Here is a 26,772-nt window from a genome sequence, read left to right on the forward strand (position 1 = left end):
GGCGAACGCGCGCTGATGGCGATCTGGGTGGATGCCGATGCCTGTCCGGGTGTCATCAAGGACATGCTGTTCCGGGTGGCCGACCGCACCACGATCATCGTGACGCTGGTGGCCAACCGCCCCTTGCGCACACCGCCTTCGCGTTACATCAAATCCATGGTGGTGCCGGCCGGCTTCGACGTGGCCGACAAGGAAATCGCCCGCCAGTGTGAACCCGGCGACCTGGTCATCACCGCCGACATCCCGCTGGCCGCCGACGTGGTGGCCAAGGGCGCGCTGGCGCTCAATCCGCGCGGCGAGCTCTATACGGCCCAGAACATCGGCCATCACCTCAGCACCCGCAATTTCATGGAAGAGCTGCGCAGCAGCGGCGTCGAGACCGGCGGCCCGGCCGCATTCAGCGCCAGCGACGGCCGCGCCTTCGCCCGCGAGCTGGACCGTTACGTGCTCAAAGCTTCACGTCCGGCCTGACGCACCGGCGTTACTGCTCCCGCAGCCAGGTCTGGGTGCGGCCCAGCATGGGCATACCGACATAACCGCGCACATTGAGCTTTTGCCCGTCATCGACCACCGTCAGCTTGCTCTTGTAGACCTTGCCATTGGCCGGATCGATGATCTGACCGCCGTTATACTCCTCGCCGTCCTTCTTCAGGCCCGACAGGATGGTCATGCCGATGACCGGCTTGTCCTTGAGCTCGCCTTCACACTTCTGGCAGACCGGGTTCTGGTCTTCTTCCGGCGCACGGAACAGCTTCTCGATCTTGCCGCTCAGTTCGCCGTTGTTCTCGCTGATGCGGATGAGCGCCTTGGGCTTGCCGGTGGCGTCATCGATGCTCTTCCACAAGCCCACCGGCGAGCCATCGGCCCAGGCGGCAGCACTGGCCAGCAAAGTAGCGGCCAGCAGCGACAGCGTGGCCAGACGGGAAGGGGAGGAAATACGGTTCATGCTGGTCTCCTGTTATCAAGTCGAATGCCATAAAAAAGCACGATTGTTCTAATTTTTTCGATCCAGTCTAGACAAGCCCGCGCCGCAAGGCAAGCAGAAAAAACAAAAGCCGCCGTCCCTTGCGGGACGACGGCTTCATGAAGAAACAGGCTGGCTTACTTGAGCTTGGCCAGCTGTTCCTTCACCTTTTCCAGCGTAGCGCTGAAGTTGGCGACACGCTCCTTCTCCTGCGCCACCACGGCTTCGGGCGCACGGGCCACGAAGCTTTCATTGGACAGCTTGCCATTGGCCTTGGCGATCTCGCCGGTCAGGCGAGTGACTTCCTTGCCCAGGCGTTCACGTTCGGCGGCCACGTCGATTTCCACCTTCAGCATCAGCTTGACTTCGCCGACGATGGCCACCGGTGCCGGCGACTCCGGCAGTTGCGGCACTACCGTGGCTTCCGACAGGCGCACCAGGCCTTGCAGGTAGGGCAGGAAGGATCCCACGGCCGACGCATCGGCGGCTTCCACGATCAGCGGCACGCGCAGCGACGGCGCCAGTTGCATCTCGCCGCGCAGGTTGCGGCAGGCATCGGTGTAGGCCTTGAACTGGGCGACCCAGGCTTCGGCATCGGTGTCGATCTTCTCCAGGTCGGGACGCGGATAGGCCTGGCGCATGATGGAATCGCCCGCCGGATCCGGCTTGCGATCGGTCAGCGGGGCCACGCTTTGCCACAGCTGCTCGGTGATGAAGGGCAGCACCGGATGGGCCAGGCGCAGCACGCTTTCCAGCACGCGCAGCAGGGTGCGGCGGGTGGCGCGCTGTTGCGCTTCATTGCCGCTCTGGATCTGGGCCTTGGCCATTTCCAGGTACCAGTCGCAGTACTCGTCCCAGACGAACTTGTAGATGGCGGTGGCGATGTTGTCGAAGCGGTAGTCGGCAAAGCCCTTTTCGACTTCGGCCTCGGTACGCTGCAGCAGCGACACGATCCAGCGGTCAGCTTTGGAGAACTGCAGCTTTTCCTTGTCGCAGACACCCTTCTCGTGGCCGTCGAAACCGCAGTCCTGGCCTTCGGTATTCATCAGCACGAAGCGGGTGGCGTTCCACAGCTTGTTGCAGAAGTTGCGATAGCCTTCGCAGCGGTTCAGGTCGAAGTTGATGTTGCGTCCCAGGGTCGCCAGTGAGGCGAAGGTGAAGCGCAGCGCATCGGTGCCGAAGGCCGGGATGCCGTCCGCGAATTCCTTGCGGGTAGCTTTCTCGATGCTGGCCGCCTGCTTGGGATTCATCAGGCCGACGGTACGCTTGGCCACCAGTTCATCCACGCCGATGCCATCGATCAGGTCGATCGGGTCCAGCGTATTGCCCTTGGACTTGGACATCTTCTGGCCAGACGCATCGCGCACCAGGCCGTGCACGTAGACGGTGTCAAACGGCACCTTGCCGGTGAAGTGCGTGGTCATCATGACCATGCGCGCCACCCAGAAGAAGATGATGTCAAAGCCCGTCACCAGCACCGAGGAGGGCAGGAACAGCTTGTAGTCCGGCGTTTCTTCCGGCCAGCCCAGGGTGGAGAAGGGCACCAGCGCGGAAGAGAACCAGGTATCGAGCACGTCTTCATCGCGCTTGACGGCGCGGCCGCCGGCTTGCTTCTTCGCTTCTTCTTCGGTGCGGGCGACGTAGATGCCGCCATCCTCGTCGTACCAGGCAGGGATCTGATGGCCCCACCACAGTTGGCGCGAGATGCACCAGTCCTGGATGTTGTTGAGCCACTGGTTGTAGGTGTTGGTCCAGTTCTCGGGGACGAACTTGATCTCGCCCGAGGAGACTTTTTCCAGCGCCGTTTCGGCAATCGACTTGCCGGGGAAGAAGGTCCCTTCCGGTGCCGGCTTGCTCATGGCGACGAACCACTGGTCGGTCAGCATCGGCTCGATCACCACGCCGGTACGGTCGCCACGCGGCACCATCAGCTTGTGCGGCTTGACCAGTTCCAAGAGGCCCAGCGCGTCCAGGTCGGCCACGATCTGCTTGCGCGCCTCGAAGCGGTCCAGGCCCTGGTACTTCTCGGGCGAGTTCTCGTTGATGGTGGCCTTCAAGGTGAAGACGCTGATCATTTCCAGGTTGTGGCGTGCGCCCACCTGGTAGTCGTTGAAGTCGTGCGCCGGGGTGATCTTCACGCAGCCGGTGCCGAATTCCTTGTCGACGTATTCATCCTTGATGATGGGGATCTCGCGGCCCACCAGCGGCAGCTTGATCATCTTGCCCACCAGCGCGGCGTAGCGCTCGTCGGTCGGGTCCACGGCCACGGCGACGTCGCCCAGCATGGTTTCCGGACGGGTGGTGGCCACCACGATGTGGCCGCTGCCATCGGCCAGCGGATACTTGATGTGCCACATGGAGCCGTCTTCTTCTTCCGACACCACTTCCAGGTCGGAGACGGCGGTGCCCAGCACCGGGTCCCAGTTCACCAGGCGCTTGCCACGGTAGATCAGGCCCTGCTCGTAGAGGCGCACGAAGACTTCGGTGACGGCCTTGGACATCTTCGGGTCCATCGTGAAGTATTCACGGGCCCAGTCGGTGGAGGCGCCCATGCGGCGCATCTGGCCGGTGATGGTGGAGCCGGATTTCTCCTTCCACTCCCACACCTTCTCGACGAATTTTTCACGGCCCAGGTCGTGGCGCGAGACCTTCTGCGCATCCAGCTGGCGTTCCACCACGATCTGGGTGGCGATGCCGGCGTGGTCGGTACCGGGGATCCAGGCGGTGTTGTAGCCGCGCATGCGGTGGTAGCGCGTCAGGCCATCCATGATGGTCTGGTTGAACGCGTGACCCATGTGCAGGGTGCCGGTCACATTGGGCGGCGGCAGCTGGATGGAAAACGAGGGCTTCTCCGCGTCGGTGGTGGCGGCGAAGTAACCGCGCTTTTCCCACTCCTCGCGCCAGAATTTCTCAATCTCGGCGGGCTCGAACGACTTGGCTAATTCCATGATTTGACGTGTGTTTTTGCGAAACCCAACATTATAAGGGACGGATAGGGCAAATCTCGCCACAGGCGCGAAATTGACGCGCTCAACGCCGGTCTTGGGCCGCCCGCCAATCCATTGCCCCAGGGCATGTTGCCCGGTCCGAATGCTGCGCTGCACACCCAGCCCATCCGAAATGAAGCCTTGTTCCTCACGCCAATTGGAGTAGAATCCGGCCCACGACAAGGACTGCGCAAGCGGCCCGCGTCGCATCGCTAGGGGTCCTGGCACCGGAGCACATGCTCTGGCAGCCGGGTGAGAAATACCCTTGAACCTGATCTGGATAATGCCAGCGAAGGGAAGCAACCGGCAGCATGACGCACCCACGGTCCGCAGTACTCCACGCCGTTCGTCCTCTTCCGCAACCTCCTTTGCTGGCTCCGAGCCATGAGTCATCAAGCAAAGGAGCCGAAATGAATGCCAACCCGAAATTCCTGTCCGCGACGGCCACCGTCGACGAGGCGGCCGTCCAGCCTCTCCCGAATTCCCGCAAGATCTATGTGACCGGCTCGCGCCCGGACATCCGCGTGCCCATGCGCGAGATCAGCCAGGCCGACACGCCGGCCATGTTCGGTTCAGAAAAGAACCCTCCCATCTACGTTTACGACACCTCCGGTCCCTATACCGACCCGGACGTGAAGATCGACATCCGCGCTGGTCTCTCCACCCCGCGCCTGCCCTGGATCCTGGAACGCAACGACACCGAGGAACTGCCCGGCCCGACTTCCGAATACGGCCAGCAGCGCCTGAACGACCCGGCCCTGGCCGAGCTGCGCTTCAACCTGCATCGCAAGCCGCGCCGTGCCAAGGCCGGTGCCAACGTGACCCAGATGCACTACGCACGCCGCGGCATCATCACGCCGGAAATGGAATTCATCGCCATCCGCGAAAACCTGCGCCGCAAGGAATACCTGGAACAACTGAAGGCCTCCGGCCCCATGGGCAACAAGCTGGCCGACCTGATGGGCCGACAGCATCCCGGCCAGTCCTTCGGTGCGTCCATTCCCGCCGAGATCACTCCGGAATTCGTCCGTGACGAAGTCGCCCGCGGCCGCGCCATCATCCCCGCCAACATCAACCACCCGGAAGTCGAACCGATGATCATCGGCCGCAATTTCCTGGTCAAGATCAATGCCAACATCGGCAACTCGGCCGTCACTTCCTCCATCGGCGAGGAAGTGGAAAAGATGACCTGGGCCATCCGCTGGGGTGGCGACAACGTCATGGACCTCTCCACCGGCAAGAACATCCACGAGACCCGCGAATGGATCATCCGCAATTCGCCGGTGCCCATCGGCACCGTGCCGATCTACCAGGCACTGGAAAAGGTCAACGGCAAGGCCGAGGACCTGACCTGGGAAATCTTCCGCGACACCTTGATCGAGCAAGCCGAGCAGGGCGTGGACTACTTCACGATCCACGCCGGCGTACGCCTGCAATACGTGCCGCTGACGGCCAAGCGCATGACCGGCATCGTCTCGCGTGGCGGCTCCATCATGGCCAAGTGGTGCCTGGCGCATCACCGCGAATCCTTCCTCTACGAACACTTCGAAGAGATCTGCGAAATCATGAAAGCCTATGACGTCAGCTTCAGCCTGGGCGATGGCCTGCGTCCCGGCTCGATCTACGACGCCAACGACGAAGCCCAGCTGGGCGAGCTGCGCACCCTGGGCGAACTGACCCAGATTGCCTGGAAGCACGACGTGCAGGTGATGATCGAAGGCCCCGGCCACGTGCCCATGCATCTCATCAAGGAGAACATGGACCTGCAGCTGGAGCAGTGCCACGAAGCCCCGTTCTATACCCTGGGCCCCTTGACCACCGACATCGCTCCCGGCTACGACCACATCACTTCCGGCATCGGTGCCGCGCAGATCGGCTGGTACGGCACGGCCATGCTGTGCTACGTCACCCCCAAGGAACACCTGGGCCTGCCCAACAAGACCGATGTGAAGGACGGCATCATCACCTACAAGATCGCCGCGCACGCCGCCGACCTGGCCAAGGGCCATCCGAGCGCGCAGATCCGCGACAACGCGCTGTCCAAGGCGCGCTTCGAATTCCGCTGGGAAGACCAGTTCAACATCGGCCTGGACCCGGACAAGGCGCGCGAATTCCACGACGAAACCCTGCCCAAGGATTCGGCCAAGGTGGCGCACTTCTGCTCCATGTGCGGCCCGCACTTCTGCTCCATGAAGATCACCCAGGAAGTGCGCGATTACGCCGCCAAGGAAGGCATCTCCGAGATCGACGCCTTGAAGCAAGGCATGCAGGTGAAATCGGTCGAGTTCGTCAAGATGGGCGCCGAGATCTATTCGAAGCAGTAAGCGCCATGCAGATCGAACTGAACGGCAAGCCTCACCCGCTGCCTGACGGCGCCACGCTGGACCAGCTCATTGCCGGCCTGTCACTGGCCGGCAAGGCGGTGGCCGTGGCGGTGAACCGCCAGGTGGTGCCCAGCGCGCAATGGCCTGCGCGCGCGCTGGCCGAGGCCGACAAGGTAGACGTAGTGCGCGCCATCGGGGGCGGATGAAAGATTGTTCCGCTGCGGCACGCCCGTGCCGCCAGCGGCCGCCTCCCGTGGCACGCAGCTCTCACAGACAAGGAATCGACATGAACATGAACGACGCCCCCCTCCTGAGCGAGGACAAGGGCCTGACCATCGCCGGCAAGACCTATCGCTCGCGCCTGCTGGTGGGCAGCGGCAAATACAAGGACCTCGACGAAACCCGCGCGGCGACGGTCGCCAGCGGTGCCGAGATCATCACGGTGGCGATCCGCCGCGTCAACATCGGCCAGGACCCGAATGCGCCCAGCCTGCTGGACGCGGTGCCGCCCTCCGAATTCACCATCCTGCCCAATACGGCCGGCTGCTACAACGCTGCCGATGCGGTCTACACGCTGCAACTGGCGCGCGAACTGCTGGGAGGCCACAAGCTGGTCAAGCTGGAAGTGCTGGGCGACGAGAAGACGCTGTTTCCCAACATGCCCGAAACGCTCAAAGCCGCCGAGACCCTGGTCAAGGATGGCTTCGACGTGATGGTGTATTGCAGCGACGATCCGATCCAGGCGCGCATGCTGGAAGACCTGGGCGTGGCCGCCGTCATGCCGCTGGCCTCGTTGATCGGCTCGGGCATGGGCATTCTGAATCCATGGAATCTTTCGCTCATCATCGAACAGGCGCGCGTGCCGGTGCTGGTCGATGCCGGCGTGGGCACGGCCTCCGATGCGGCCATTGCGATGGAGCTGGGCTGTGATGGCGTGCTGATGAATACCGCCATTGCCGGTGCACGCGATCCGATTCGCATGGCGCATGCCATGAAGCTGGCCGTGGAAGCAGGCCGCGAAGCCTTCCTCGCGGGACGTATCCCGCGCAAGTTTGCCGCCTCGCCCTCCTCGCCGATGGCCGGCCGCGTGGCGTGAGCATGCAGGCCGCTTATCGTTCCACGCCGCCCTGCGTGCTGGTCTTCTCCGGCTCCGACCCCAGCGGCGGGGCAGGCATGCAGGCCGATATCCCGGCCATCACGGCACTGGGTGCGCATCCCTTGTCGGTGCCGACCGCATTGACGGTGCAGGACAACGTCAGCGTTTTTGCCGTGCATGCGCTCGACCCTGACCTGGTGCGCTACCAGGCGCAGGTGCTGATCAATCGTTTCGACATTGCCGCCGTCAAGCTGGGCATTGCAGGCAGCCGTGAGAATGCCGAAGTGATCGCCGACCTGATCCGCCATCTGCGCGCGCGCAATCCACACTTGCCGGTGGTGCTCGATCCGGTACTGGCCAACGGCAAGGGCGACCAGCTCTCGCGCGACGATGCCGCACGGGTGATCGAATCCCTGTACGAAATGGCCACCGTCATCACCCCCAACCTCAACGAGGCGCGGCGCCTGTGCGGGGATGTCGACCCGGCGCGGCAGGCGGCCCTGCTGATGGAGCGTGGCTGTGCGCATGTGCTGCTCAAGGGTGGCCATGGTCCGCAGGAGCAGGATGTGATCAATCGCTGGTACGGACAATCGTTGCGTTCCGGGTTTGCCGAAGAGGCCATCGAGAGCGCGCGCTGGCGCTGGACCCGCCTGCCCGATGAATTCCACGGCAGCGGCTGCACCCTTGCAGCCGCCCTGTCGGCCTGCCTGGCGCGCGGCCTGCCGATGCGCGAGGCCATCGACCTGGCGCAGCAGTACACGCAGCACGCGCTGTCGACGTCCTATGCGATTGCCGAGGGGCAGCGCATCCCCAATCGCGTGCCTGCCTTTGAACCTGTTATTGACGCCGCCGTTGCGGCAGGAGCCTGACATGAAACCCGAGTACGCAACGCATCTGCGTGGCCTCTACATCGTCACGCCGGATTGGGATGACACCGCCCAATTGCTGGCTGCCACCGAGCTGGCCTTGCAGAACGGGGCCGCGCTGGTGCAGTACCGCCACAAGACCGCCGGCGCGGAGCAGCGCCGCGCGCAGGCATCGGCATTGCTGGCGCTGTGCCGGCGATACGATGTGCCGCTCATCATCAACGACCATGTGGACCTGTGCCTGGAGATCGATGCCGATGGCATCCATGTCGGTGGTACCGATGCGTCCATTGCCGAGGTGCGCAAGGCCGTGGGACCGGAGCGCATCGTCGGGGCCTCGTGCTACGGCACGTTGGAGCTGGCGCATGCGGCGTACCGCGATGGTGCCAGTTATGTGGCCTTCGGCGGTTTCTATCCGTCGCGCGTGAAAAAATATGATTTCCGGACCGCGCCGGAAATCATTGCGCAATCCAAGCGCGAGATCCCCTTGCCGGTGGTCGTGATCGGCGGCATCACGCTGGAGAACGCGCCGCCGCTGGTGGCGCAGGGAGCTGATATGGTGGCTGTCATCAGCAGTGTCTATCTGGTGCCGGTGGAGGAGCGCAAGACGCGGCAGTTGGCGGATCTGTATCGCTGAGGCGCATCTTCATACTCTCTGACCGTTCGGACTGAGTAGACCCGCTGGGTCGTATCGAAGACGCAGCGAAGACACTCCAGTGCAGCTGCGCCTTCGATACGCCGCAGTGCGGCTACTCAGTCCGAACGATAAGTGAATGACCAAACAAAATGTAAATGGCGTCGCGCCGGGTATCTGATGAACCTCGTCCCGAGTCATTCCGAATTTGAGCGGTTCGACGCCTACGTACGATGTGATGATGTGCTCTTGCATACTTAACCTGTCCCGGCGAACTCTGGATCGCCTCGCCGAAGTTGCTAATAAAATATTTGAATCTTTCGTCTCTCCTCTCATTTCCTTGCCACCACAGGTCCCAGTTTGAAATTCATGAACGGGCCCGATGTCTTGGAACTAGGTCGGCCAGTGTCAAGAAAGGAAGGAATCTTTGGTCGTGACTTTCCTCTTCAATGCTTTTGGGTAAACGGTTTGAGTTTTGGGATCCACTTGTCCCAAGCGCCGCGTGGGAACATGGTAAGAGCCTTCTGAGAAAGGTTTTGATCGTGAAATCCTGTGAGTGTTATTCCAAGTTTGAAAAGAACGATGAATCCAAGGTATGTGAACGGCTTGCCGTCTTCCGCGACCAGCTTCGCAAGAACGACGCTTTCTTCATCGAGGAATATATTGCTGTCCTTGAATCGGACGTTCTCCATCTGCCGTCCAAAGCCGATGTGAGATACGGTTTCGGCAGACCCGGGCGAATAGCCTATATTTGTGAAGCTGCGGAATTCCACTCTCTGCTTCAGATGATTGAAAGTTACGCTGTCTGCGGGACCATAAATTTTCTCAATTTCTTGAGGCGTCATACCGAAGCATATTTTCCCCGCTCCAATATACGGGATAATTTCGAACGATTCGTCTTCATTCATTTCTTGTCACCTTAAAAGAGAGTTCTTCTCAAGACATTTAAAATATTCCAGCATTTCAAGCATTGCCTCGTTGTACCTTTTGGTCTCGCCAGCTCCTTTCGCAACCTTTCTTACATCTCGAATCTCGATCGCCATTGCATCTCTCCACTTTCCTTGTGAAAGTAACGATTCAATGGTATTTCTGTATGCGATCGAACCTGGCATTTGACCGTTGCTAGCAGTCTTCGAGTGGTCTCCAGGGGCCATTTGGATTGCCGGTCCGTCATTGTGCTTCAATGGACTAGCATCATTAGCCGGCATGTGATGCGAATCTTTTCCATCGTTCCTTGGCCTGCTCGTCTTGCCGTGTGCTCCCCCTCGATATGGCCCTTTGCCACTTCCCTGTCGGAGATGATCACAAGGCCCCTTCTTCCTTCCCTTGATCGTGGTATCTTTGCCGCCCCTCTTGCCTCCGCCACCTCCTGAGGCCGTCGTCGCTGCATTGACGTCCCTCGCCACCTTGGCGTTTTCCTGCGCTTCTTTAGCGGCCTTGGCAGCCTTGAGCGCTTCTTCAGTTTCGCGGACTCCCTTGGCGACTCTTGCCGCGCTGACTGCTCGCTTGGCCACCTTGCCACCCGGGATCATGCTCGCCGCAGCAATCCCCGCTTCAACGTAGTCGCCCTCGGCGGTATAGATCGCCGCATCGATCGCACCCGTGATGACCGACAAGCCAGGAACGAAACTGGCCACGCCCAGCACACCGTGCACCCAGGGACTGGACTTCTGCCAAAACGTTTTCTCGGCCGTAGTCTCTGCCTTGATGGCTGCATTGGCTCCGGCACCGTGCGGTTCGATGTGCGTGAACGACCTGTCAGCCTGTTCGAGGATGACGCCTTTGGTCGTCATGACACTGCATCCCGCGTCATGTTGATCGGGGCGCAGGGCGAGTCGTTTAGTCCAAGCCAGGTGTGATCGGCCAAGCGCCCAAGAACAGGCGCGAAGTCGCGTGGCAACCGCGCGCAGGCGTCAAGCCGGTTGACTAGCCGTTCATGTTGGGAGACGAGGTGAAACGGGGAAACCCGCCGCAGAATGCGGACGGAGATATAGTCCGGAAGCAGTTGTTCCAGACCCGGGGGCGCTTTGGGCATGCGAAGATCCTGTGCTCATCAAGTATCCCTCCCTGATGCAACACCGGCCCGCATTGTAATGTTTCCATGCGGAAATCCGCAACTCCCGGATGATGACTTCGGCAATGAAGCGCTGAAGACGCGACTGACTGATACCGGGCCTGCCGAGGGTATCGCTCGATAAAAAAACAGCCCCGGTCATGTGAACGACCGGGGCTGCAGGTTACAGCGTGCGAGCGCCTTGCGTGCCTCGCAAAAAGAGCCAGCTCTCCTATCAGCCTTCCAGCAAGCTGCGCAGCATCCACGCATTCTTTTCATGCAGCTGCATGCGCTGGGTCAGCAGGTCGGCGGTCGGTTCATCAGCGGCGGCATCGACGGTCGGGAAGATCGAACGTGCGGTGCGGGTCACGGCTTCCTGGCCGGCCACCAGCTGGGCGATCATCTCTTGCGCGTTGGGCACGCCTTCGGCTTCGGGGATCGAAGACAGCTTGGCGAATTCCTTGTACGAACCCGGTGCCGGATAACCCAGTGCACGGATGCGTTCAGCGATCAGGTCCACTGCCAGTGCCAGTTCGTTGTACTGGCCTTCGAACATCAGGTGCAGGGTGTTGAACATCGGACCGGTCACGTTCCAGTGGAAGTTGTGGGTCTTCAGGTACAGCGTGTAGGTGTCTGCCAGCAGTTTGGACAGGCCGTCGGCAATCTTCTTGCGGTCCTTGTCGTTGATGCCGATGTTGATCGAGGGGGCTGCCACATTCTTCTTTGCCATTATTCGCTCCTTAGCTGTTCGGTTTTTCGTAAGCGGGTACATAACACTGCGCAACACCGCGATTCTATTGCAAATCGCAAACGGACAAACTGCGACTACGCAACTATTGATAAGAGAGTGGGGCCGACGTTCCCCATTTCAATCGATTTTGGAGATAAATGCACGCCTATAAATCAATCGGGCCGATAGATCAAAACCTATCGGCCCGACGTCTCATCGACTGCAACAGCAATCAGATCAGGATTTGGCACCCTGCTGCGCACTGCGATACAAGGACAGCGACAGGGCCACGCCACCAATGGCCGCAATGGCGGCGAAGAGGAACACCTGTGGATATCCCAGCTGTCCCGCGATGGCCCCGGCCAGCGGACCGGTGATGCCCAGCGCCAAATCGAGGAACACCGAATACGCTGCCAGTGCCGCGCCACGATTGGCCGGCGATACCAGGCTGACGGCTTCCACCCCGAGCGAAGGGAACACCAGCGCAAAGCCGAAACCGGCCAGCGCCGCGCCCAGCAATGCCAGCGCAGGCGTGGTGGCGCTCCACAACAGCAGCAGGCCGACCGATTCGGTCAGGAAGCACACCACCGCCACGCGATAGCCACCGAAGCGCGTGATGACGTTGGCAAACAACAGACGCGCACCGACGAAGGCGGAGGAGAAGGCGGTCAACGCAAAGGCCGCGCCGCTCCAGTGCTGATCGGCGTAATACAGGGTGATGAAGGTGGCGATCGACCCGAAGCCGATGGTGCCGAAGGCCAGGCCCATGCCATACGCAAACACCTTGCGCAGCACCAGCTTGAAGGACAGCTGTTCGCCCTGCACCACCGGTGTGACCGGACCACTGCGCGCCAGCACGAAGCCGAGTACGGTGAGCAGCATGCCGGTCAGGCCGATCATGGCAAAGCCCAGCGAGCGGTCCAGCACCACGCCCAGCGGCGCGCCGATGGCCAGCGCCGCATAGGTGGCGATGCCGTTCCAAGAGATCATCTTGGCAGTGTTCTCGGAACCCACGCGGCCCACGCCCCACATGATGGCGCCGGTACCGACCAGGCTCTCGCCCAGGCCGAGGAAGGCACGGCTGGCAAACAGCAGCACCAGCGACAGGAAGGGCAGCGGCTGCGCCAGCGCCGAGAGCAGCAACAAGCCGCCGCTGGCCGAACACAGCAGCATGCCGCGCATGACGGTGTGCTTGGCGCCCATGGTATCGATCATGCGGCCGGCATTGGCGCGGCTCACGAAGGTCGCGAAATACTGCACGCTGATGCCCAGGCCCGCGATCACCGAGCTGTAGCCCAGGTCGAGGTGGATGTAACCCGGCAGCACCGCCATCGGGATGCCGATGGCCAGATAAACCAGGAAGGTGAAGAAGGCGGTGGCGATGATCTGCCGCGTGACCTTGGCCGGCGTCAATGGACGCGGCGCAGCGGCGGGCACGGGCGTGCCGGTGGAACTGGGACTACAGGAATCGTCGGACATGGCGGGAAAGTCGGAATGTGAATCCGGAAGGGCAAACCGGAATGAACAGGCCGCGCGCGCCGGTGTGCGCGTGAACAGCCAGACCGAATTTTACTCCCGCCCTAAAAATGCTGCAGGACAGCAAAAGATTTTTGCCTGTCAATTCAGCAACTTAGTCGTTTTTGTGCGACGTCCTGTTGCCAGCAGGCTGTACTTCAGCGCTGGCAGTGCAGTGCGTCGGTGGCCCGTTCGCGTACCGCGGGGGCGTAGTCGGCCCCCAGGATTTCCGGTGCCAGCTCGGCCAGATCGCGCTGCACGGCCGGCTCGCACCAGTGGCCGTTCAGGCGGGCCAGCGCCGCCAGCAGGTCGGGGGTGAGGCGGTCCAGCACCGGGCGCACCTGCAGCGCCAGGTCTGGCGGATTGGCGAAGGGCGGACGCTGCTCCACACGCCACTGGCGATGCAGGTCGCGCTGCACGATCTTGCCGGCCTCGAACTGGTCCTGGAAGAAGCGCCGCGTCCATGCGGCATCCAGTCCCAGTTTCTGCGCACGGGCGGCGACGTCGTCGAGAATGACCGCCTCACGCGCCGGATCATCGATGGGCGCATGCGAATTCCACTTGCTGCGTGCCACCGGGGCGGCCACGTCGAGGCGGGTCTTCTGCAAGGTCAGCAATTGTTCGACATCGCTGCGCGCGGCCGGGGGTGGCGTGGTGGCGCAGGCGGCGAGCAGCAGGGCGGCGATCAGGGGCAGGGCGGCGAAGGAGCGGGAAGACAGGCGGCGCATGGTCGGAAGAGTCGATTGCTGAGGTGAGTGGCGGGTTCGGCTGTGGATAAATCAACTGTGCGGCAGTATAGCGCCGTGCCTGCCCGCCCGGTCAGGGCACGCGCCCTTTATAATCGCGGGATGCAAAATCTTCTCCACAACCTCAATGAAGAGCAGCTCGCCGCCGTGACGCTGCCCGCGCAATCGGCGCTGATCCTGGCCGGTGCCGGTTCCGGCAAGACTCGTGTGCTGACCACCCGCATCGCCTGGCTGATCCAGACCGGGCAGGTCTCGCCCTCGGGCATCCTGGCGGTGACCTTCACCAACAAGGCCGCCAAGGAAATGACCGCGCGCCTGTCGGGCATGCTGCCCATCAATACGCGCGGCATGTGGATCGGGACTTTCCACGGACTGTGCAATCGCCTGCTGCGCGCGCATCACAAGGATGCCGGGCTGCCGCAGACCTTCCAGATCCTGGATACGCAAGACCAGCTCTCGGCCATCAAGCGCTTGCTCAAGCAGATGAACGTGGACGACGAGAAGTATCCGCCGCGCAACCTGATGTACTTCATCAACAGCGCCAAGGACCAGGGCCTGCGCGCCAAGGATGTGGATGCCTACGACGACTACAACCGCAAGTTCGTCGAACTCTACGAGCTCTACGACCAGCAATGCCAGCGCGAAGGCGTGGTCGACTTCGCCGAGCTGCTGTTGCGCACCTATGAATTGCTCTCGCGCAACCAGCCGCTGCGCGAGCACTACCAGGGCCGCTTCCGCCACATCCTGGTCGACGAGTTCCAGGACACCAACGACCTGCAATACAAATGGTTGAAGCTCATGGCTGGCCAGCACGGCGCGGTCTTCGCGGTGGGCGATGATGACCAGAGCATCTATGCCTTCCGTGGTGCCAACGTGGGCAACATGTCGGCCTTCGAGCAGGAATTCCATGTGGAGAACCTGATCAAGCTGGAGCAGAACTATCGCTCGCACGGCCACATCCTGGACACCGCCAACGAACTGATCGCCAACAACAGCAAGCGCCTGGGCAAGAACCTGCGCACCGATGCCGGCCACGGCGAGCAGGTGCGCGTCTATGAAGCCACCAGCGACCTGCAGGAAGCGCAGTGGATCATCGAACAGGTCAAGGACCTGATCGCCGAAGGGTGGGCGCGCAGCGAGATCGCCATCCTCTATCGTTCCAACGCGCAGTCGCGGGTGCTGGAACATGCGCTCTTCAGCTCGGCCATTCCCTATCGCGTCTATGGCGGCCAGCGCTTCTTCGAGCGCGCCGAAATCAAGCACGCCATTGCCTACCTGCAGTTGATGGACAACCTGCACAATGATTCGGCCTTCCTGCGCGTGGTCAACTTCCCCACGCGCGGCATCGGTGCCAAGGCCATGGAGTCCTTGCAGGATGCAGCGCGCCAGTACGGCTGCTCGCTCTACGCCGCCGTGCCTTACGTGGCGGGCAAGGCGGGCTCTTCCTTGAATGCCTTCATCAAGCTGATCGAAGGCGCGCGATTCGAAACCCAGCATCTGCCCCTGCCCGAAATGGTCAAGGTGGTGCTGGACCTGTCCGGCCTGATGACCCACTACCGCAACGAAAAGGAAGGCGCAGACCGCATCGAGAACCTGGAACAGCTGGTCAGTGCGGCCACGCTGTTCGTCTCGGAAGAGGGCTATGGCCTCGATGCCCCGGCCTTCCTCGGCCCGCAGGCGCAGGCCTCGGCCGGCACGGCCATCACCACGGCCGATGGCGTGGAAGTGCTCGATGCCGATGCGCCGCTGGTGACCATCATGTCGCCGCTGTCAGCCTTCCTCTCGCATGCCTCGCTGGAAGCCGGCGACAACCAGGCGCAGGCCGGCCAGGATGCCCTGCAGCTGATGACGGTGCACTCGGCCAAGGGGCTGGAGTTCGACGCGGTCTTCATCACCGGCATGGAAGAGGGATTGTTCCCGCACGAGAACAGTGCCAAGGAAGAGGGCGGCGTGGAAGAAGAGCGCCGCCTGATGTACGTGGCCATTACGCGGGCGAGAAAGCGGCTCTTCATGACCTTCTCGCAGACCCGCATGCTGCACGGCCAGACGCGCTACAACATGCGTTCACGCTTCTTCGATGAAATGCCGGAGCAGTCGATCAAGTGGCTCTCGCCCAAGATCGCCCAGCATCACTGGTTCGCCAATCCCAAGTCGGCCTGGGATGAAGTGCCGGAAGCGGGTAACAACCGCATCGCGCAGAACTTCTCGCGCCAGACCGATTCCGGCTGGCGCATCGGGCAGAACGTGTCCCATGCCAAGTTCGGCGAGGGCGTCATCGTCAACATCGAAGGCGGTGGCGGTGCGGCGCGGGCGCAGATCAACTTTGGCAAGTTCGGGATGAAATTGCTGGATCTGTCGGTGGCGAAGCTGGAGAAAATCTAAGTTTTTGCGTTGCCGTTGAATTGGGTTTGAGCAGTGAAACGCCCCGTTGCCATCAACAGCGCAACGGGGCGTTTTTCATGTGGGCGTGATGCCGAGATGCACGCAGTGAAAGGAGATGCAGCATGAAGGGGCGGGAAATTCTCTCTGAGCTGTTCGGCAAAACCAGAGCACAACGCTGGCATGAAGCATCGCCTGCAGGAAAAAGAATTTATATCGTCGTGGTGGCATTGATCTTTGCGCTCATTGCGAGTGTCTGGACGTTCGGCGCATGGTGGCAATAGACCGCCCTCGGTTTATCGAGGAGATACGTTGATGTGAGTCGTGGCTCATGCTTCAAGAGCATGTCTGAGATCCGCAAATGACAGGCCTCCAAGGAACGCCTTATTGTCTGCGCCCGCCTTGCTTCAACCAGGCCCTGACCTGCTCCACATCGTCAAACGATCCCAACACCATTCCAACATCGCGCATCTCCTGCCGCATGCCTGCAATGACTTTGTTCAAATCGCGACCTATCCCTTTTGGCGACACCCGGGCGGCAGGCCCCAGTCCGAAGGTCTGCCTGAAATGCCGCTCCATGTGGGCGATCTCCTGATCCAGGTCGCCCAGTTGTTCCGTGAGGATGTGGTTGTAGTGCGTCAGCCGCTCCTCGCTGACGCCGTGGATGGAACGCTGGTCGATCTGTTCCAGTTCCAGTTGCAGTTCAAGCAGTCGTGAAAGATCGTTCTTTTCATAGGCCTGGTTGACCTGCTGCATCAGCGCCGTCTTGCGAGCGCGTTCGCTCTCGTCGAGCTCGCGATCCGGATGCAGGGCGCTGGCCAGCCGGCGATAAACGGCGCGGATCGACTGGCTCAATTCGATGCGCTGTTCCTGTTGCCGGGCTTCTGCAGCCCGCTGTTTCGGCGGCTTCTTGCGGCTGGCGCGCTGGGCCTCGCGCGCATGCGCGGCTTGCATGCGTTCGCGCTCCTGGCGTTCCAGCATCGCTTCCATACGCTGCATGATTTCTTCCGGCGTGCCGGTGGTGAAATCGTCCTCGGCGAGCGCGGGCTCTGCTTGTATGGTCTTGTCTTCGTGTACTTCCGCAACGGAGGCGGGTTCTTCCGTCTCCTCTTCTTCCGCATGCTGCTGGTAGATCAGCGCCAGCTCCGCATCATCTGCCCGTTGCAACAGGGCCTGCGCCATGTCCGCGATCAGCGCCGAGAGTGCGATGCGCTCGCCCTTGCCGAGTGCCTTGTCGGGCCAGGCGGCATGCAGGCGATAGACCACCTGACGTTTGAGGGTGAGCAGTTCCTGCTCCAACGGGACATATTGGGCCGTGAATTTCTTGTGGAATTCATCACTGGCCGCTTCCCACTCCTTGAGCTGTGCACGGCGCGTGCCGATGGCGTCGATGAGCGCATTGAACTGTTCCTGTGCCGGAGAAAGGCGCATGGCGGATTGGCCATCGACGATGGCAACAGTTTGCGGGGTGGGCTTGTTCATGGAGACAAAGAAGAGCAGTGGTGCCGGATTCTAGCCATTCGCTCACGCGCCCACAAGCGCAGTCCCCCGCCTCAGGCCCCGGCTATCATGGCTTGCACTTCGTCCCAGGTCGCGGCATAGGCCCCGGCCTTGGAGGCGGCAATGGCCGCACCGGCCGCGGCGCATTGCAGGTGGACCTGCGCCGGGGCATCGGGCTGGCGCAGCTGGCTGGCGATCCAGCCGCCCATGGAGGCGTCGCCGCAGCCGACAGTATCGACCACATCGACGCGATAGGCAGGCTGGTCAATGACTTGCTCACCCTTGATCCACTGCATGCCCTTTGCACCCAGCGTGTAGAGAATTTCCGCCTGCGGGGCCAGCGCTTGCAGCGTGGCCAGCGCGTTGCCGTCGCCGGGGAAGAGGCGCTCCAGATCTTCGTCGGACACCTTCACGTAATGCGACAGGGACAGCAATTGCTGGAACAGGATGCGATACGAGGGGCTGTCCATCAACTTGCGCCAGTTGGGATCGAAGGCGATCTTCTTGTTGCGCAGCGCCGCTTCCTGCGCGATCTGCAGCAGGCGCGACGCCAGTGGCTCGCGGGTCAGGCTGATGCAGCCGAAGTGCAGCACGCGCGCTTCGTCCATCCAGCCGGCGGGCAGGCGCTGCGGGTCGAAATGCAGGTCGGCGCTGTCGTCGCCGATGAAGAAATAATCGGGTGGGGTGGTCGAGGTCACCATGGCCAGCAGCGGTGCCTTGGCGTGCTGCTGGGTGAAGCGCATGTCCAGTCCGGCCGCTTCGGTGAGCGCATACAGCTCGGCACCGAACACGTCAGTGCTGACGCTGCCGGCGTAACCGGTGGCCACGCCCAGGCGGGCGGCCGCGCGTGCCACGTTCCAGCAGGCACCGCCGGGAATGGCGCGCCACTGGCCGTCAGGCTGGCGGATGAAATCGGTGAGTGCTTCGCCGAAGACGACGAATGCGGCGCTCTGGGTCATGCTGGTCTCCGTGTGCGTGTCGTTGTAATGGTCAGTAAATGCGTAGGCGGTTCAATCCTGCAAGGCGTGGCGCGCGCAGGTCTCGTCGGTCACCAGGCCGGTGAGCCAGCCGCCGCGCAAGGCGGCGCGCACGGCGTCGGCTTTCTTGCTGCCGCCGGAGAGCGCGATCACCGGCCGCTGCGGTGCCTGCGCCAGCGGCGGCGTGGTCACGCGCGCCGCCAGCGACGAGGGCAGCATGACGCCGTCGATGTCGAAGGCGTGGCAGATCATCTCGCCGATCGCCCCCTGGCGCTGCAGGTCGGCCACTTCCTCATCGTCGATGAAACCGTCCTCGTGCATCGCGCCCTGCAGGGCGATGGTGCCGATGCCCAGGAACGTCACATCGGCGCGCTCGGCCAGGCCGGTCACGATCTTGTAGGCGCGGTGGTTGCACCATTGCTGGCGGTCGCGTTCACTTTCGGCCACGCGCGGGGCGGGCAGCAGGTAGAAGCGTGCGCCCAGTTTTTCTGCGGCTTGCAGAGCCACGTCGTAGCGATTGGCCGAACCGTCGGAAGCAAAGGCACCGATCATCGAGACGATCTGGTGCTGCGGACGCTCCAGTTCCGACAGGCGCTCGATGGCCGCCTTGAGCGTGCGTCCCGAGCCGACGTTGACCACCAGCGGTGCTTCCGAGCTGAGGTATTGCTCCATCACCTCGGCCCCGGCTACCGCCAGCATCTGCTGCACTTCTTGCGATTCGTTGGGATTGCCCGCGCCGCCTGCGCCCGGCACCACGCGGCACACTTCCAGCCCGTAGCGCTCCTGCAGGCCCTGCGCCAGTTCCAGGCAGGACGAGACCGGATGCGTGATCTGCACCTTCACCAGATTGGCATCGGCCGCATAGGCCACCATGCGCTGCGCCATCTGGCGCGAGATGCCGAGCCGTTCGGCGATTTCGTTCTGGGTATTGCCGGCCACGTAGTACATCCACGCGGCGCGCGCCGCCAGGTCGAGTTTGGATGCGCTGCTAGACATGTTCTCCTCGCCAGCCGTCCCGTGGCTGCCTATGCAGGCGGGCGCGCGCTGTCTGTGTGATGTTGATTGCGTTGAATTCCCTGTTGGGTCGCCATTTTACGGCCAGTTGACCGTTCCATTATTGCGAAGCTTGGGCAAATGCTCAATCAAAAAGCAAATGCTTGACACAAATTCGAGAATGGATGAATATTTGCCCATAAAAATAATATTTGCTCAAAACGTAGTTAGCGAAAACCGTTAGCGAAAACCGCCTTTCCCTGCATGCGTACACCGGCATCGTCTGCCGCTGCCACCCAGGAAGAACGTGCAGGAGGGCCCATAACATTCGGAGACCAGCATGTCCAAACTCGTGCGCACCCGTGCGTCCGGCTTTACCCGCGTTCGCTTCACCCTGGCCGCTGCGGCCATCTCGACCCTGTTTGCTGCCGGCCATGCACAAGCCGAGCCGGTGACGCTGAACATCGCGTCCATCAACAACCCCGACATGATCGAACTGCAGAAGCTGGCACCGGCGTTCGAGAAGGCCAATCCCGACATCAAGCTGCGCTGGGTCACCATGGAAGAAAGCGTGCTGCGCCAGCGCCTGACCACCGACATCGCCACCAACAGCGGCCAGTTCGACCTGATGACCATCGGTGCGTATGAAGCGCCGATCTGGGCCAAGAAGGGCTGGCTGGCACCGATGAGCGGCCTGCCGGCGGATTACGATGAGGCCGATCTCATCAAGCCGGTGCGCGAGGGCCTGAGCGTCGATGGCAAGCTCTATGCGCTGCCGTTCTACGCCGAAAGCTCGATGACCTACTACCGCAAGGATCTGTTCGAGCAGAAGAAGCTGACCATGCCGCAGCACCCGACCTGGGATGAGGTCGCCAAGCTGGCCGCGCAACTGCATGATCCGGCCAAGGGCGTCTACGGCATCTGCCTGCGCGGCCGTGCCGGCTGGGGCGAGAACATGGCCATCATCACCACCATGGCCAATGCCTGGGGTGGCCGCTGGTTCGACGAGCAATGGCAGCCGCAGCTGTCCTCGCCGGAATGGAAGAAATCGGTCAACTTCTATGTCGACCTGATGCGCAAGTACGGTCCGCCGGGCGCCAGCTCCAACGGCTTCAATGAAAACCTGGTGCTGTTCTCCAGCGGCAAGTGCGGCATGTGGGTCGATGCCACGGTGGCGGCCGGCATGCTCTATCACGGCAAGGATTCCAAGGTGGCCGACAAGACCGCCTTCGCTCCCTCCCCGCAGCAGGTGACCGACAAGGGTTCGCACTGGTTGTGGATCTGGTCGCTGGCCGTGCCGAAGTCCTCCAAGTCGCAGGACGCCGCCAAGAAGTTCGCCGCCTGGGCCACCTCCAAGGAATACATCAATCTGGTCGCCAAGGATTCCGGCTGGGCCCTGGTGCCGCCGGGTACGCGCAATTCGACCTACGCTTCGGCCGAATACAAGAAGGTCTCGCCCTTCTCCGACTTCGTGCTCGATGCGATCCAGACCGCGGACGCCAACAAGCCGACCTTGAAACCGGTGCCTTACACCGGCGTGCAGTTCGCCACCATCCCCGAGTTCCAGTCGATCGGGACCGTGACCGGCCAGGCCATTGCCGGTGCACTGGCCGGCAAGACCAGCGCGGATGCCGCCCTGGATGCCGCCCAGGCACAGGCAGTGCGGATGATGCGCCAGGGCCGCTACATCAAGTAAGCCCTGCCGCTTGTGGTTCCGCCGGCATGCAGCCCGTGCTGCATGTCCCGCGCGCGATGTGAGCGGCATGCCTGCATGCCTTGCACATCGCGCCGTTCTCCCCGGCTGTCTGCACCTTGCGTGCGCCGCCCGGATTGAAATGCCGAGGCCGTCATGTCCACGATCCACTCCACCCAGGTGTCGTCCACCTCACCGATGATGCAGAGTTCTTCCCAGCCTGCTGCACGCAAGCAGCAGACCAGTCCGCCGCGCAAGGAGCGCTTCAATCCCATCCGCCTGATGCAGACGCCGTCGGTGCTGATCCTGCTGGCCTGGATGATCGTTCCGCTGGTGATGACCATCTATTTTTCGGTCAATCGCTACAACCTGATGGCCCCTGACCAGACCGGTTTCGTGGGTCTGGAAAATTATATTTTCCTGTTGCAGGACCCGGCCTTCTGGCCCTCCATCGGCAACACCGCGCTGCTGATCGGTTCGGTGCTGGCCATCAGCGTCATCGGCGGCACCCTGCTGGCGGTGCTGTTCGACCAGCCCTTCCGCGGGCGCGGCATTGCGCGCCTGCTGGTCATCGGTCCCTTCTTCGTCATGCCCACCGTGGCCGCGCTGATCTGGAAGAACATGATCATGCATCCGGTCTACGGCATCCTGGCCTACGTGATGCGCCACCTGGGGCTGGAGCCCATTGACTGGCTGGCCGAGTACCCCATGCTGTCGGTCATCATCATTGTGGCCTGGCAGTGGATTCCGTTTGCCTTCCTGATCCTGTTGACCGCGCTGCAGTCGCTCGATACCGACCAGAAGGAAGCTGCACAGCTTGATGGCGCAGGGCCGGTGCGCATCTTCTTCTACATCGTTCTGCCGCACCTGAAGCGCGCCATTACGGTGGTCATCATGATCGAGACCATCTTCCTGCTCTCGGTCTTTGCGGAAATCTTCACCACCACCGCAGGCGGCCCCGGTACGGCCACCACCAACCTGACCTTCCTGGTCTATTCGATCGGCCTGCAGCAGTTCGACATCGGCATCGCTTCGGCGGGCGGCATCTTCGCAGTCGTGCTGGCCAACATCGTCTCGTTCTTCCTGGTGCGCATGCTGGCCAGGAACCTCAAGGGAGTCAACGAAAAATGAGCGATCCAAAGAAAAGTCCCCTGTGGGTGGCTGTGCTGGGCTGGGCCTGCGCCATCGTGCTGTTCTTCCCCATCTTCTGGGTGGCGGTCACGGCCTTCAAGACCGAGTCCCAGGCCTACACGCCCTCGCTGGTGTTCCTGCCCACGCTGGAGACCTTCCGCGAAGTCTTCAGCCGCAGCCACTACCTGGGCTATGTGCAGAATTCCCTGATCGTCTCGCTGGGCTCGACGCTGCTGTCGCTGCTGCTGGCGGTGCCGGCGGCGTATTCGATGGCCTTCTTCCCGACCGGCCGCACCCAGAAGCTGCTGCTGTGGATGCTGTCGACCAAGATGATGCCGGCTGTGGGCGTACTGATCCCCATCTATCTGCTGGCCAAGAACACCGGCCTGCTTGATACGGTAACCGGGTTGACCATCATCTATACGCTCATCAACCTGCCCATCGCGGTGTGGATGGCCTTCACCTACTTCAATGACGTGCCCAAGGAAATCCTCGAAGCGGCCCGCATCGACGGGGCCAACGCCTGGCAGGAAATGATTTACCTGCTGCTGCCCACCGCCATGCCGGGCCTGGCTTCCACGGCCTTGCTGCTGATCATCCTGTCGTGGAATGAAGCCTTCTGGAGCCTGAACCTCACCAGCGTCAATGCGGCACCGCTGACGGTGTTCATCGCCTCCTATTCCAATCCGGAAGGGCTGTTCTGGGCCAAGCTGTCGGCCGCCTCCCTGCTGGCGATTGCGCCCATCATGGCGCTGGGCTGGCTGGCGCAGAAGCAGCTGGTGCGCGGCCTCACCTTTGGGGCGGTGAAGTGATGATGGCGCGCCAGGCGATCACCCACCTGATCTGCGATTGCGACGGCGTGCTGCTCGACAGCGAGAGCATCGCCCTGCGCGTGCTGCATCGTGAACTGTTGCCGCTGCTGCCGGCCTGGAGCGGTGCCGACGATGACGAGCAGGAAGAACAGCGCAGCCAGGCCCTCCACACCGCCATCGCGCATCGGCTGGGCATGTACACCGACATCCTGCTGGGCGAAGTCGATCTGGAATTCGAACTGGGCCTGGATGCCGCCGCCGCCGAGCGCATCCACCAGGCCGTGGCCGTGGCCTGCGGCGAAGAAGCGCAGCCGGTGCCGGGCGTGGTCGAGGCCTTGCAGGCCATCCGCCTGCCGCGTGCGGTGGCCAGCAACAGCGATGCGCCGCGCATCGAAGCGGGCTTGCGCCGCTGCGGCCTGTATCCGCAATTCGCCGGCCGCATCTACAGCGGTCATGACGTGGCCCATCCCAAGCCGGCACCGGATGTGTATCTGGCGGCAGCGGCGGGCTTCAAGGTCGATCCGGCGCGCTGCGTGGCGGTCGATGACAGCGTCACCGGCGTGCGTGCGGCGGTGGCCGCCGGCATGTACGTGCTCGGCTTCACCGGGGTGGCGCATGACCGCAAGACGATGGCGCGCAAGCTCAAGGATGCCGGCGCGCATCAGGTATTCGAGGACATGAAACAGTTTCCGCAACTGGTGAGTGAATTGATCTGGCTGCGCTGAGCAAAGCGTGCGCAGTCCCCCTACAAGAGAACGAGGAGAATCCCATGGCAGCCGTGAGCATCAGGAACCTGGCCAAGCGCTACGACGACAACGAAGTCATGCGCGACATCAATCTGGAAATCGAGGATGGCGAATTCGTCGTCTTCGTCGGCCCCTCGGGCTGCGGCAAATCGACCTTGCTGCGCATGATCGCCGGGCTCGAAGAGATCAGCGATGGCGACCTCGACATCGGCACCCGCCGCATGAATGACGTGCCTGCTTCCAAGCGTGGCGTGGCCATGGTGTTCCAGTCCTATGCGCTGTATCCGCACATGAGCCTGTACGACAACATGGCCTTTGGTCTCAAGATCGCCGGCAAGTCCAAGTCCGAGATCGATGCCGCCGTCCAGCATGCCGCCAAGATCCTGCACATCGATCACCTGCTGGACCGCAAGCCGCGCGCGCTCTCGGGCGGCCAGCGCCAACGCGTGGCCATTGGCCGCGCCATCACGCGCCAGCCCAGCGTGTTCCTCTTCGATGAGCCGCTGTCGAACCTGGATGCCGCGCTGCGCGTGAAGATGCGCCTGGAATTCGCCAAGCTGCACGATGACCTCAAGACCACCATGATCTACGTAACCCACGACCAGATCGAAGCCATGACCCTGGCCGACAAGATCGTGGTGCTCTCCGAGGGACGCATCGAACAGGTCGGTTCGCCCCAGCAGCTGTATCACCATCCGGCCAATCGTTTCGTGGCCGGCTTCATCGGTTCGCCCAAGATGAACTTCATCGATGGCACCGTGGCCGCCGTGCAGGCCGATGGCGTGCAGGTGCAATTGCCCGGGGGCGGTCTGCAGTGGGCTGCGGTTGACGGCAGCACGCTGCAAGCGGGGCAGAAGGTCACGCTGGGCGTACGTCCCGAGCATCTCAACATCGCCCAGGGCCAGGCCGCGCTGCAGGCACGGTGTACGGCGCTGGAACTGCTGGGCGATTTCTCTTACCTCTATGTGGCCCATGAAGGCAGCGACGATGCGCTGATCCTGCGCGTGCCCGACAGCCTCGATCCGCCGCACGGCAGCGTCCTGCAGCTGGCTGCCGATCCGGCCCGCTGCCATCTGTTCGGTGCCGACGGCCAGGCCTTGCCGCGCCTCACATCGGGCGTGGCCGCACCGCGCCCGCATTGATCCCTTCGACCATTCACCTCCTCGACAAGGACCAGGCATGACCCGTACCGCCACTTCCATCGACCAGGACGCCGCCGACAGCCTGACCTGGCTGCACATCGGCGCCGGCTCCTTCCATCGCGCCCACCAGGCGGTCTACCTGAATGCGCTGCGCGAGAGCGGTGCCGACCGCCGCTGGCAACTGGCGCTGGCCAACATCCGCGCCGACATGAGCCCGCTGCTGGAAGCGCTGGCCCGCCAGCAGGGCCAGTACACGCTGGAGACTGTCACGCCCGAGGGTGAGCGCAGCTACCAGCGCATCGCTTCCATCGGCCGCATCCTGCCGTGGGATGAACGGCTCACGCAACTGATCGCCGCCGGTGCCGAAGAGCGTACCCGCATCATCTCCTTCACCGTGACCGAGGGCGGCTACTACCTCGACCATCACTACCAGCTCGACACCGGCAACGCCGATCTGGCCGATGACCTGCGCTGCGCCCTCGATGGCAGCGGTGCACCGCGCACCATCTACGGCGCAATCGCAGCCATCCTGCGCGCACGCAGCCAGGCCCATCCGCAGGCGGCGCTGACCCTGCTGAACTGCGACAACCTGCGCCACAACGGCGAACGTTTCCGCGATGGCCTGCGCCAGTTCCTGACCCTGCGCGGCGAAAGCGCACTGGTGGCCTGGATGGATGCCCATACCACCTGCCCCAATGCCATGGTGGACCGCATCACACCCCGCCCCACACCGGCGGTTGCGGCCCGTGTGAAAGAACATACAGGTGTCGACGATCCCTGCGCCCTCATGGGCGAGTCCTTCATCCAATGGGTGATCGAAGACGACTTCAAGGCCGGTCGCCCGCGCCTGGAAGCGGCCGGCGTGGAGATGGTGCAATCGGTGCTGCCCTACGAGGAAGCCAAGATCCGCATCCTCAACGCCAGCCACAGCTGCATCGCCTGGGCCGGCACGCTGGCCGGGCTGCAATACATCCACGAAGGTACGTTGCGCGAGGACATCCGCCAGATGGCGCATGACTACGTGACGCAGGATGTGATTCCCTGCCTCACGCCCAGCCCCATCGACCTGGCGGCATATCGCGATACGACGCTGGCGCGCTTCTCCAATCCGGCCATCCAGGACACCAACCAGCGCGTGGCCGCCGATGGCTATTCCAAGATCCCGGGCTTCATCCGCCCGACCTTGCAGGAGAGCCTGGCGGCCGGCCGCGATCCGCAGGCTACAGCCATGCTGCCTGCGCTGTTCCTGGTATTCCTGCAGCGCTGGGCCGCCGGTGCGCTGCCTTACGAATACCAGGACGGCATCTTCGACGCCGCTGCCGCGCGCAGCATGCTGGCGGCAGAGGATGTGGTGCAGGCCTTCTGCGCGGATGCCGTGCTGTGGGGCGAACTGGCCGGGGACGCGCGCCTGGTGGCGCTGGTGCGCTCGGCTTACGGACGCGTGCAGCAGTGGCAGGGGCAGGCGCACTGACGCTGCCTTTTGT

General features: G+C 62.6%; 23 protein-coding genes, 1 pseudogene and 1 riboswitch. Of the genes and pseudogenes, 14 read left to right on the forward strand and 10 right to left on the reverse strand.

The window, feature by feature from the left end:
• The first annotated feature begins 15 nt into the window (after positions 1-15).
• Complete coding sequence (locus tag E2K99_RS02405; protein ID WP_034333361.1) at positions 16-471, forward strand: YaiI/YqxD family protein; 456 nt, start codon at positions 16-18, stop codon at positions 469-471.
• A 10-nt stretch (positions 472-481) separates the two neighbouring features.
• On the opposite strand, the gene E2K99_RS02410 is transcribed toward E2K99_RS02405, so the two are convergent.
• A complete protein-coding gene (locus E2K99_RS02410) occupies positions 482-946 on the reverse strand; it encodes a DUF2147 domain-containing protein (protein WP_039789259.1) in 465 nt (154 codons plus the stop codon).
• A 155-nt stretch (positions 947-1,101) separates the two neighbouring features.
• Positions 1,102-3,912, reverse strand: a complete 2,811-nt coding sequence (locus tag E2K99_RS02415) for a valine--tRNA ligase (protein WP_134221221.1) — start codon at positions 3,910-3,912, stop codon at positions 1,102-1,104.
• A 243-nt stretch (positions 3,913-4,155) separates the two neighbouring features.
• Positions 4,156-4,266, forward strand: a riboswitch (TPP riboswitch).
• Between the two features lie 95 nt (positions 4,267-4,361).
• Here E2K99_RS02415 and thiC point away from each other — a divergent pair.
• From thiC to thiE, 5 genes are all read left to right on the forward strand, one after another.
• Complete coding sequence (gene thiC, locus E2K99_RS02420; RefSeq protein ID WP_134221222.1) at positions 4,362-6,275, forward strand: phosphomethylpyrimidine synthase ThiC; 1,914 nt, start codon at positions 4,362-4,364, stop codon at positions 6,273-6,275.
• A 5-nt stretch (positions 6,276-6,280) separates the two neighbouring features.
• Entirely contained in the window at positions 6,281-6,481 is a 201-nt protein-coding gene (thiS, locus tag E2K99_RS02425) for a sulfur carrier protein ThiS (RefSeq protein ID WP_121042669.1), read from the forward strand.
• Positions 6,482-6,561: 80 nt separating this feature from the next.
• Positions 6,562-7,371: a thiazole synthase gene (locus tag E2K99_RS02430; protein WP_134221223.1), complete on the forward strand. Its 810-nt coding sequence runs from the start codon at positions 6,562-6,564 to the stop codon at positions 7,369-7,371.
• A gap of 2 nt (positions 7,372-7,373) precedes the next feature.
• Positions 7,374-8,240, forward strand: a complete 867-nt coding sequence (thiD, locus tag E2K99_RS02435; RefSeq protein ID WP_134221224.1) for a bifunctional hydroxymethylpyrimidine kinase/phosphomethylpyrimidine kinase — start codon at positions 7,374-7,376, stop codon at positions 8,238-8,240.
• A 1-nt stretch (position 8,241) separates the two neighbouring features.
• On the forward strand, positions 8,242-8,874 hold the full coding sequence (gene thiE, locus E2K99_RS02440) for a thiamine phosphate synthase (protein WP_039789269.1): 633 nt from the start codon (positions 8,242-8,244) through the stop codon (positions 8,872-8,874).
• 443 nt (positions 8,875-9,317) lie between these two features.
• Here the strand turns inward: thiE and E2K99_RS25680 are convergent, their stop codons facing one another.
• The 5 genes from E2K99_RS25680 to aroQ all read right to left on the reverse strand — a co-directional run bounded on the left by E2K99_RS25680 (position 9,318) and on the right by aroQ (position 13,897).
• Positions 9,318-9,779, reverse strand: a complete 462-nt coding sequence (locus E2K99_RS25680; protein WP_205703746.1) for a hypothetical protein — start codon at positions 9,777-9,779, stop codon at positions 9,318-9,320.
• Between the two features lie 6 nt (positions 9,780-9,785).
• Positions 9,786-10,664: a hypothetical protein gene (locus E2K99_RS25770; RefSeq protein ID WP_240733838.1), complete on the reverse strand. Its 879-nt coding sequence runs from the start codon at positions 10,662-10,664 to the stop codon at positions 9,786-9,788.
• A gap of 495 nt (positions 10,665-11,159) precedes the next feature.
• Positions 11,160-11,654 carry a Dps family protein gene (locus E2K99_RS02460; protein WP_008334773.1) on the reverse strand — a complete coding sequence of 165 codons (495 nt, stop codon included), beginning with the start codon at positions 11,652-11,654 and terminating at the stop codon, positions 11,160-11,162.
• 237 nt (positions 11,655-11,891) lie between these two features.
• Positions 11,892-13,133 carry an MFS transporter gene (locus tag E2K99_RS02465; RefSeq protein WP_134221226.1) on the reverse strand — a complete coding sequence of 414 codons (1,242 nt, stop codon included), beginning with the start codon at positions 13,131-13,133 and terminating at the stop codon, positions 11,892-11,894.
• Positions 13,134-13,327: 194 nt separating this feature from the next.
• Positions 13,328-13,897: a gamma subclass chorismate mutase AroQ gene (aroQ, locus tag E2K99_RS02470; protein ID WP_039789277.1), complete on the reverse strand. Its 570-nt coding sequence runs from the start codon at positions 13,895-13,897 to the stop codon at positions 13,328-13,330.
• A 120-nt stretch (positions 13,898-14,017) separates the two neighbouring features.
• Here aroQ and E2K99_RS02475 point away from each other — a divergent pair, with 120 nt between their 5' ends.
• Positions 14,018-16,297 (forward strand): UvrD-helicase domain-containing protein, encoded by a 2,280-nt coding sequence (locus E2K99_RS02475; protein ID WP_121042681.1) that lies wholly within the window; start codon positions 14,018-14,020, stop codon positions 16,295-16,297.
• Positions 16,298-16,419: 122 nt separating this feature from the next.
• Entirely contained in the window at positions 16,420-16,578 is a 159-nt protein-coding gene (locus E2K99_RS25390) for a hypothetical protein (protein ID WP_166675027.1), read from the forward strand.
• A gap of 100 nt (positions 16,579-16,678) precedes the next feature.
• Here E2K99_RS25390 and E2K99_RS02480 read toward each other — a convergent pair whose 3' ends face one another.
• From E2K99_RS02480 to E2K99_RS02490, 3 genes are all read right to left on the reverse strand, one after another.
• A complete protein-coding gene (locus E2K99_RS02480) occupies positions 16,679-17,776 on the reverse strand; it encodes a J domain-containing protein (RefSeq protein ID WP_134221227.1) in 1,098 nt (365 codons plus the stop codon).
• A 71-nt stretch (positions 17,777-17,847) separates the two neighbouring features.
• On the reverse strand, positions 17,848-18,753 hold the full coding sequence (locus tag E2K99_RS02485; RefSeq protein ID WP_134221228.1) for a carbohydrate kinase family protein: 906 nt from the start codon (positions 18,751-18,753) through the stop codon (positions 17,848-17,850).
• Positions 18,754-18,804: 51 nt separating this feature from the next.
• Entirely contained in the window at positions 18,805-19,767 is a 963-nt protein-coding gene (locus E2K99_RS02490; RefSeq protein WP_134221229.1) for a sugar-binding transcriptional regulator, read from the reverse strand.
• Between the two features lie 337 nt (positions 19,768-20,104).
• On the opposite strand from E2K99_RS02490, the gene E2K99_RS02495 reads away from it, so the two are divergent.
• The 6 genes and pseudogenes from E2K99_RS02495 to dalD all read left to right on the forward strand — a co-directional run bounded on the left by E2K99_RS02495 (position 20,105) and on the right by dalD (position 26,759).
• Positions 20,105-21,460: an ABC transporter substrate-binding protein gene (locus tag E2K99_RS02495; RefSeq protein ID WP_134221230.1), complete on the forward strand. Its 1,356-nt coding sequence runs from the start codon at positions 20,105-20,107 to the stop codon at positions 21,458-21,460.
• 153 nt (positions 21,461-21,613) lie between these two features.
• Entirely contained in the window at positions 21,614-22,588 is a 975-nt protein-coding gene (locus tag E2K99_RS02500; RefSeq protein WP_034330884.1) for a carbohydrate ABC transporter permease, read from the forward strand.
• 32 nt (positions 22,589-22,620) lie between these two features.
• Positions 22,621-23,400 (forward strand): annotated as a pseudogene (locus E2K99_RS02505) (carbohydrate ABC transporter permease); the annotation flags it as partial.
• Positions 23,400-24,125 (forward strand): HAD family hydrolase, encoded by a 726-nt coding sequence (locus E2K99_RS02510; RefSeq protein WP_134221232.1) that lies wholly within the window; start codon positions 23,400-23,402, stop codon positions 24,123-24,125. The pseudogene E2K99_RS02505 and the gene E2K99_RS02510, both read left to right, overlap by 1 nt.
• A gap of 44 nt (positions 24,126-24,169) precedes the next feature.
• A complete protein-coding gene (locus tag E2K99_RS02515) occupies positions 24,170-25,288 on the forward strand; it encodes an ABC transporter ATP-binding protein (RefSeq protein ID WP_134221233.1) in 1,119 nt (372 codons plus the stop codon).
• A gap of 37 nt (positions 25,289-25,325) precedes the next feature.
• Positions 25,326-26,759 (forward strand): D-arabinitol 4-dehydrogenase, encoded by a 1,434-nt coding sequence (gene dalD / locus E2K99_RS02520; protein ID WP_134221234.1) that lies wholly within the window; start codon positions 25,326-25,328, stop codon positions 26,757-26,759.
• Positions 26,760-26,772 lie beyond the last annotated feature (13 nt).

This window comes from Herbaspirillum huttiense (assembly GCF_004367745.1).
Classification (GTDB): Bacteria; Pseudomonadota; Gammaproteobacteria; order Burkholderiales; family Burkholderiaceae_D; genus Herbaspirillum; species Herbaspirillum huttiense.